Raw genomic sequence first — 6,986 nt, 5'->3', positions numbered from 1 at the left:
CGAGCGGCCCGGCAGGCGGCCCGGCGCGCGGCCTGGCCTGCGAGGAAACGCGGGATCACGACGAGAGGGATGAGGTGATCAGGCGTCCGCGGTGGGGTCGGTGACGAAGTCGATCAGCTCCTCGACACGGCCGAGGAGCTCGGGCTCCAGGTCGGTGTACTCGCCGACCCGGCCGAGGATGTGGCGCCATGCCTCCCCGGGCTCCATCCGCCAGCCCAGGGCCGCGATCACGCCTTCCTTCCAGGGAACGCACTTCGGCACGTCCGGCCAGGCCGGGATGCCGAGCACGGCCGGTTTGACCGCCTGCCAGATGTCCACGTACGGATGACCGACCACCAGCACGTGGTCACCCGACACGCGGGCGGTGATCCGGCTCTCCTTCGAGCCCGGCACGAGGTGATCGACGAGCACGCCCAGTCGCCGTCCGGGCCCGGGGGCGAACTCCTCGACGATGCCGGGCAGGTCGTCGATCCCCTCCAGGAACTCGACGGCGACGCCCTCCACCCGCAGATCGTGTCCCCAGATCTTCTCCACCAGGGAGGCGTCGTGGACCCCTTCGACGTAGATCCGGCTCTCCCTGGCGACACGAGCGCGCAGCCCCTCGACCGCTATCGATCCCGACGCGCTCCGCCGGGGTCCCTTCGGCGCGGCGGCCGGCCGTACCAGCGTGACGGGCCTGCCGTCGAGGAGGAACCCGGCGGGCGTCAGCGGGAAGACCCGCCGCCGTCCGAACCGGTCCTCCAGTGTGACGGCCTCCTTGTCGCAGGCCACCACCGCACCGCAGAAGCGTCCCTCCGCGTCTTCGACCACGAGGTCGTGCTCCGCTGGAATCTCCGGGATCTGGCCGCGTCTGGGCCGTCGCCAGTCACCGGAGAGCACGTCCCGCCCATACATGCCGGGAACGCTAGCAAACGACGCGCCGGACGGGGCCGCCCACCGGGATCGGCGGCTAATGTACGGATTGTCGGGAATTGAGGAAAAGGTTCGCGTATAACACGCTTAGGGTTGGTTGTCCATTGTGTCGCGGGCGTTATCGCACCGCAGGTCGCAGTGGCCGTACACTTGGCACTCGGGAACACAGAGTGCCAGAGTCGGTGTTTCCAGGCACAGGGAGGTGACACATTGCTCGACGACCGCAAGCTGGCGGTGCTGCGCGCCATCGTCGAGGACTACGTGTCCACCAATGAGCCGGTGGGTTCCAAGGCCCTCGCGGACAGGCACAACCTCGGCGTCTCCCCGGCGACGATCCGCAACGACATGGCGGCGCTGGAGGAGCAGGGATACATCCGTCAGCCGCACACGAGCGCGGGAAGGGTGCCGACGGACAAGGGCTACCGGCTGTTCGTCGACCGGCTCTCGTCGATCAAACCGCTGTCCGTGGCGGAGCGCAGGGCGATCGAGACGTTCCTCGCCGGAGCGGTCGATCTCGACGAGATCGTCATGCGTACGGTGCGCCTGCTGGCGCAGCTCACCCGGCAGGTCGCCGTGGTCCAGTACCCCTCGCTGACGAGGTCGTCGATCAGGCACGTGGAGATCGTGCCCCTGGCCGAGCGGCGGGTCATGCTCGTGCTGATCACGAACACCGGCCGGGTCGAACAGCGGGTGATCGACCTCCCCGAGGACGTCGCCGACGAGCGGATCGGGAACCTGCGCGCGGTGCTCAACAGCTGCCTGGACGGCTGCGGCCTGTCCATGGTGCCGGAGACCGTGGCCGACCTCCCCGAGCGGCTGCCGCCGGAGGACCGGCAGGTGGCCGTCACGATTCTGTCGGTGCTCCTGGAGACGCTGGTCGAACGGCACGAAGAGAAGATCGTGTTCGCCGGTGCGGCCAACCTCGCCGCCGCCGACTTCAGCGTGGGCCTGCGTGACGTGCTGGAGGCGCTGGAGGAGCAGGTGGTCCTCATGCGGCTCCTGGGCGAGACCGGCGGTATTTCGGAACTCACGGTCCGGATCGGTTCGGAAAATCCTTACAGCGGACTGCGGGGTACCTCTATCGTGGCCGCGGGATACGGTTCGGGCGACAAGGAACTGGCCCGGCTCGGAGTGCTGGGCCCGACGCGAATGGACTATCCGGTGACGATGGGTGCGGTGCGCGCCGTTGCGCGCTACGTCGGCCAGATCCTGGCGGGGTCGTAAGTGGCAGTGGCAAAGGACTATTACGAGATCCTCGGAGTCCGCCGCGACGCCGGCCCGGACGAGATCAAGAAGGCGTATCGGCGGCTCGCCCGCGAGCTGCACCCGGACGTCAACCCCGATCCCCAGACCCAGGAGCGGTTCAAGGAGATCACCCAGGCGTACGAGGTGCTGTCCGACGCGAACAAGCGCCGCATGTACGACCTGGGCGGCGACCCGTTCGGCGGGGGCGCGGGCGCCGGGGCCGGCGGCTTCGGGGCCGGCTTCCCGTTCAGCGACATCATGGACGCGTTCTTCGGTTCCGCCGGCGCGTCCAGGGGGCCGCGTTCGCGTGCCCGGCGTGGGCGCAACGCCACGATCCGGGTCGAGCTCGACCTGGCGGAGGCGGCGTTCGGCACCACCCGGGAGATCGTGGTCGACACGGCCGTGCTGTGCGACGTCTGCCAGGGTTCCGGCGCCGCGGCCGGCACCCACCCCGACACCTGCGACATGTGCCACGGCCGCGGCGAGGTGTCCCAGGTGACCCGCTCGTTCCTCGGCCAGGTCATGACCTCCCGCCCGTGCCCGCAGTGCGGCGGCTACGGCAGCGTGATCCGCAACCCGTGCATGGAGTGCTCCGGCGAGGGCCGGGTGCGCACCCGGCGCACGATCAAGGTCAGGATTCCGGCCGGCGTCGAGGACGGCACCCACATCCAGCTCGCCGGCGAGGGCGAGATCGGCCCCGGCGGCGGGCCTCCCGGCGACCTCTTCCTGGAGATCGCCGAGCGGCCGCACGCGATCTTCGAACGCCGGGGCGACGACCTGCACTGCACGGTCCACATCCCGATGACGGCCGCCGCGCTCGGCACCTCGCTCACCGTCGAGACGCTGGACGGCGCGCAGGAGATCGACGTACGGCCCGGCACCCAGGCCGGTCAGGTCATCCCCCTGTACGGCAAGGGCGTCCAGCGGCTCAACGAGACCGGCAGGGGCGACCTGCTGATCCATGTCAACGTCGAGACCCCGCTCAAACTGGACGCGCAGCAGGAGGAACTGCTGCGGGAGCTGGCCAAGCTGCGCGGCGAGGAGCGGCCACCGGGCAAGTTCTCCCCCGGGCAGCAGGGCTTCTTCTCCCGGCTGCGCGACGCGTTCAACGGTCGCTGATCCCGATCGGAGACGAAGGCACGAGCGCATGAGCGTTCCGGTGTTCCTGTCGGAGGCGGCCGGCCGACCGGCCGGGGGCGGTGACCGCGTCGTCCTCGACGGCCCAGAGGGCCGGCACGCCGCCGCCGTACGCAGGATGCGCCCCGGCGAGCGGCTCGACCTCACCGACGGGGCCGGCCGGGTCGCCGAGTGCGTGGTGCTGGACGTGGGCCGAGATCGTCTGACCGCCGAGGTGCTCCGGTGGTTCGAGGTCGAGCCGCCCCGGCCCCGCCTGATCGTGGTCCAGGGCCTGCCCAAGGGCGACCGGGGTGAGCTCGCGGTCGAGATGTTGACCGAGGCGGGAGTGGACGTGATCGTGCCGTGGGCCGCGGCACGCTGCGTGACCCGGTGGCAGGGCGACCGGGCCGCGAAGGCCCTCGGCCGCTGGCGCGGCACGGCCCGCGAGGCCGCCAAGCAGTCCCGCCGGTTTCACCTGCCCGAGGTGACCGAGCAGGCCACCACGGCCCGCGTCGCCGACCTGATCGCCTCGGCCGCGCTGGCGGTCGTGCTGCACGAGGAGGCCGCCGAACCCCTCAGCGGTCTCGACGTCCCCGGCGTTCTCACCGATGCCCGCGGCCGGAGCGACATCGTCGTCGTGGTCGGGCCGGAGGGCGGCATCACCGATGCGGAGGTCGCGGCGTTCCGTGCGGCGGGAGCCGTACCCGCCCTGCTCGGGCCGACGGTGCTGCGCACGTCGACGGCGGGGATCGCCGCTGCGGCCGTGCTGCTGTCCCGCTGCGGCCGCTGGTGATCCCGCGGACCCCGCGGTAACTGATCTCCGCGGTTCCCGGGAGTGTCAGGGGGTCGGCGTCTCGGCGGGGGTGGGCGTGGGCGCCGGGCTGGAAGGCGGGGTGTGCGGTGTGGGCGTCGGCCGGTGCGGTGAGGGCGTGGCGGGCGGCGCCGACGTTCCGGTGGTGATCGTCGGCACGGGCGCCGGCGGCTGCGCCGTCGGCCCGGGTGGGCAGGACGACGCGACCGAGGGCGTGGCTCCGGGCTCCGCCTCGACCGTCCCCGGCCCGTCGGGCTCGGCTTCGGGCGCGGGGGAGGGGCACGGGCTCGGCCTCGACGGCGAGGGCTTGGGGCGCGGCCAGGTCCGCTGCGGCGTCGGAGTGGACGTCACGGGGGTCGGGCTCGGCTGATGGACGCGGGTTCCGCCGACCGAGGGGACGACCACGGCCGGGGGCGGCGTCGCCGCGGGCGGGCGCGTCATGGACGAGGTGTCGCGCTCCCCGTCGTCCACACTGGTCGTCTGAGACAGGCCGGTGCTCTCGACCACCTGGGTGCGCAGGTCCGGGATGATCATCACGGTCGCGCCGGCCACGAGGACGGCGCCCGCGACGGATGCGCCGACCCGCCACCAGAACAGGTTGCGCACGCCGCGCCTCGCGATCCGGGCGCGGATGATCTCTAGTCCTTCGGGAGACGGTACGACCGAGTCCGCCTCCGCGCGCAGGGCACGGCGCAGCGACTCGCCGTACTCGTCGTCGGGCGGGAAGGTCATGAGAACTGCTCCAGTGCCATCCGTAGTGCGGCCATGCCGCGGGACGTGTGACTTTTCACCGCGCCCTTGCTGATGCCCATCGCGTGCGCGATCTCGGCCTCCGACAGGTCACCGTAGTAACGCAGCACCAGCGCCTCGCGCTGCCGGGTCGGCAGGCGGCGAAGTGCCTCGATGACAGCGGAGCGCTCCAACTCGCCGATCGCGCCGTTCTCCGCGCTGGGGGCGTCGGGCAGGCCCTTGGGGGCGTACTTCTCCACGACCGCGCGATGGCGCAGCACGGAACGAGAACGGTTGACGACCGACTGGCGCAGGTAGGCGAGCGCCTTGTCGGTGTCCCTCAGGCGGCGCCACGCCCCGTGAATCGCGACGAACGCGTCCTGGACGACCTCTTCGGCGCTGGCGACATCGCGCACCAGAAGCACCGCGAGACGCACCAGCGACCGATAATGGGCGCTGTAGAGCGCTGTAACGGCCATGTCGGCGTCCCAGCCGACGGGCACCGCTCCCAGCGACCGGTCGGCCACGAGGGTCTCAGTGGTCACGTCGATAGGACGCTCGTCATTCCCGGGGGGTTTACGTTCTTCCGAATCATTAGGGGGCATGGCCCAGCGCTGTCCTCGCCCGACGCTAGGAATTTTTTCCTGTGCAGTCTCGCACAAGCTCAGGTTATCCGGCGGGATCATCAGCGTCATCACGGATCGACAACGGCTAATGTTGCCCTGTGACCGACTGCCTGTTCTGCAAGATCGTGGCCAAGCAGGTGCCCGCTGAGATCGTTCTGGAGGCCGGCCGCGCACTGGCCTTCCGCGACATCAACCCGCAGGCGCCGACCCATGTCCTCGTCGTACCGAAGTCCCACTACGAGAACGCCGCGGCCCTGGCCGCCGCCGACGACGGCCTCGCCGACGACGTGCTCAAGGCGTGTCACGCGGTGGCCGTCCAGGAGGGCGTGGCGGATTCGGGGTACCGCATTGTGTTCAACACCGGGTCCGGCGCCGGTCAGACGGTCTTCCACGTCCACGCGCACGTGCTCGGCGGCCGGGGCCTCACCTGGCCGCCGGGCTGAGCCCGTCGGCGGCCCGGCCGGGGGCGCTAGCATGAAAAGGAATTAGGGAGGCGAGCAGGCCGTAGGGCCGCCCATGACCGAGTCACAGCAAACCAACAAGACCCAGGCCAAGGTGGTCATTCCCGAGGGGCAGTCGATGGTCAGCCTCCTCGGTTCGCGTGACGAACTGCTACGGGTCATCGAGAAGTCCTTCAAAGCGGACATCCACGTGCGCGGCAACGAGATCACCATCACCGGCGGCCCCGAGGAGAGCGGCGTCGTCGTCCGTCTCTTCGAGGAGTTGGTCGAGCTGGTCGGCTCGGGCGCCGAGCTGACCCCCGACGCCGTGGAGCGCAGCATCGCGATGCTGCGGATGGCGACCGACCGCCCCGCCGAGGTGCTGTCCCTGGACATCCTCTCCGCGCGCGGCCGGACGATCCGCCCCAAGACGGTCAACCAGAAGCGGTACGTCGACGCGATCGACAAGCACACGATCGTCTTCGGCATCGGCCCCGCAGGCACCGGCAAGACCTATCTCGCGATGGCGAAGGCCGTGAAGGCCCTGCAGAACAAGCGGGTCAACCGGATCATCCTGACCCGGCCCGCCGTCGAGGCCGGGGAGCGGCTGGGCTTCCTGCCCGGGACGCTTTACGAGAAGATCGATCCGTACCTGCGGCCGCTCTACGACGCGCTGCACGACATGATCGATCCCGAGTCGATCCCGCGGCTGATGGCCGCCGGCACGATCGAGGTCGCGCCGCTCGCGTACATGCGCGGCCGCACGCTCAACGACGCGTTCATCATCCTCGACGAGGCGCAGAACACCTCGCCCGAGCAGATGAAGATGTTCCTGACCCGGCTGGGCTTCAACTCGAAGATCGTCGTCACCGGTGACGTGACCCAGATCGACCTCCCGGGCGGCCAGGAGAGCGGGCTGAAGGTGGTCCAGAACATCCTCGAGGGCATCGACGACATCCACTTCAGCAGGCTCACCAGCGCCGACGTGGTGCGGCACCGGCTGGTGAGCGACATCGTCGACGCCTACGGACGCTACGACGCGGCGCTGGCCTCCGAGCCGCGGACCATCGCCAACAAACAACGGCCGCGGAGCAGACGGTGATCGAG

8 protein-coding genes are annotated in these 6,986 nt (G+C 70.4%); 5 read left to right on the top strand and 3 right to left on the bottom strand.

Annotation, left to right across the window (positions count from 1 at the left end; all coding sequences use genetic code 11):
* Nucleotides 1-78: 78 nt before the first annotated feature.
* Complete coding sequence (locus AP234_RS31445) at nt 79-894, bottom strand: DUF3097 domain-containing protein (protein WP_200926801.1); 816 nt, start codon at nt 892-894, stop codon at nt 79-81.
* Between the two features lie 228 nt (nt 895-1,122).
* On the opposite strand from AP234_RS31445, the gene hrcA reads away from it, so the two are divergent.
* Genes hrcA through AP234_RS31430 form a run of 3 tightly spaced genes read left to right on the top strand, consistent with a single transcriptional unit; the run spans nt 1,123 to nt 4,066 of the window.
* Complete coding sequence (hrcA, locus tag AP234_RS31440; RefSeq protein ID WP_055483384.1) at nt 1,123-2,136, top strand: heat-inducible transcriptional repressor HrcA; 1,014 nt, start codon at nt 1,123-1,125, stop codon at nt 2,134-2,136.
* 6 nt (nt 2,137-2,142) lie between these two features.
* Complete coding sequence (gene dnaJ / locus AP234_RS31435) at nt 2,143-3,276, top strand: molecular chaperone DnaJ (RefSeq protein ID WP_055483383.1); 1,134 nt, start codon at nt 2,143-2,145, stop codon at nt 3,274-3,276.
* 28 nt (nt 3,277-3,304) lie between these two features.
* Nucleotides 3,305-4,066, top strand: coding sequence for a 16S rRNA (uracil(1498)-N(3))-methyltransferase (locus tag AP234_RS31430; protein WP_055483382.1), 762 nt, complete (start codon nt 3,305-3,307; stop codon nt 4,064-4,066).
* Nucleotides 4,067-4,111: 45 nt separating this feature from the next.
* Here the strand turns inward: AP234_RS31430 and AP234_RS31425 are convergent, their stop codons facing one another.
* Nucleotides 4,112-4,816 (bottom strand): hypothetical protein, encoded by a 705-nt coding sequence (locus tag AP234_RS31425; RefSeq protein ID WP_055483381.1) that lies wholly within the window; start codon nt 4,814-4,816, stop codon nt 4,112-4,114.
* Nucleotides 4,813-5,292 (bottom strand): SigE family RNA polymerase sigma factor, encoded by a 480-nt coding sequence (locus AP234_RS31420; protein WP_055483394.1) that lies wholly within the window; start codon nt 5,290-5,292, stop codon nt 4,813-4,815. The genes AP234_RS31425 and AP234_RS31420 overlap by 4 nt, the downstream gene beginning before the upstream one ends.
* Before the next feature lie 245 nt (nt 5,293-5,537).
* Here AP234_RS31420 and AP234_RS31415 point away from each other — a divergent pair, with 245 nt between their 5' ends.
* The gene (locus tag AP234_RS31415; protein WP_055483380.1) at nt 5,538-5,882 is read left to right on the top strand and encodes a histidine triad nucleotide-binding protein; all 345 of its coding nucleotides are present in this window, start codon (nt 5,538-5,540) and stop codon (nt 5,880-5,882) included.
* A 73-nt stretch (nt 5,883-5,955) separates the two neighbouring features.
* Complete coding sequence (locus AP234_RS31410) at nt 5,956-6,981, top strand: PhoH family protein (protein ID WP_055483379.1); 1,026 nt, start codon at nt 5,956-5,958, stop codon at nt 6,979-6,981.
* Nucleotides 6,982-6,986: the final 5 nt, after the last annotated feature.

Source organism: Sphaerimonospora mesophila, from assembly GCF_001417795.1.
In the GTDB taxonomy this organism is placed as follows: Bacteria; Actinomycetota; Actinomycetes; order Streptosporangiales; family Streptosporangiaceae; genus Sphaerimonospora; species Sphaerimonospora mesophila.
The sequence above is the reverse complement of the archived record's forward strand: the minus strand, read 5'-3'. Positions and strand labels throughout refer to the sequence as shown.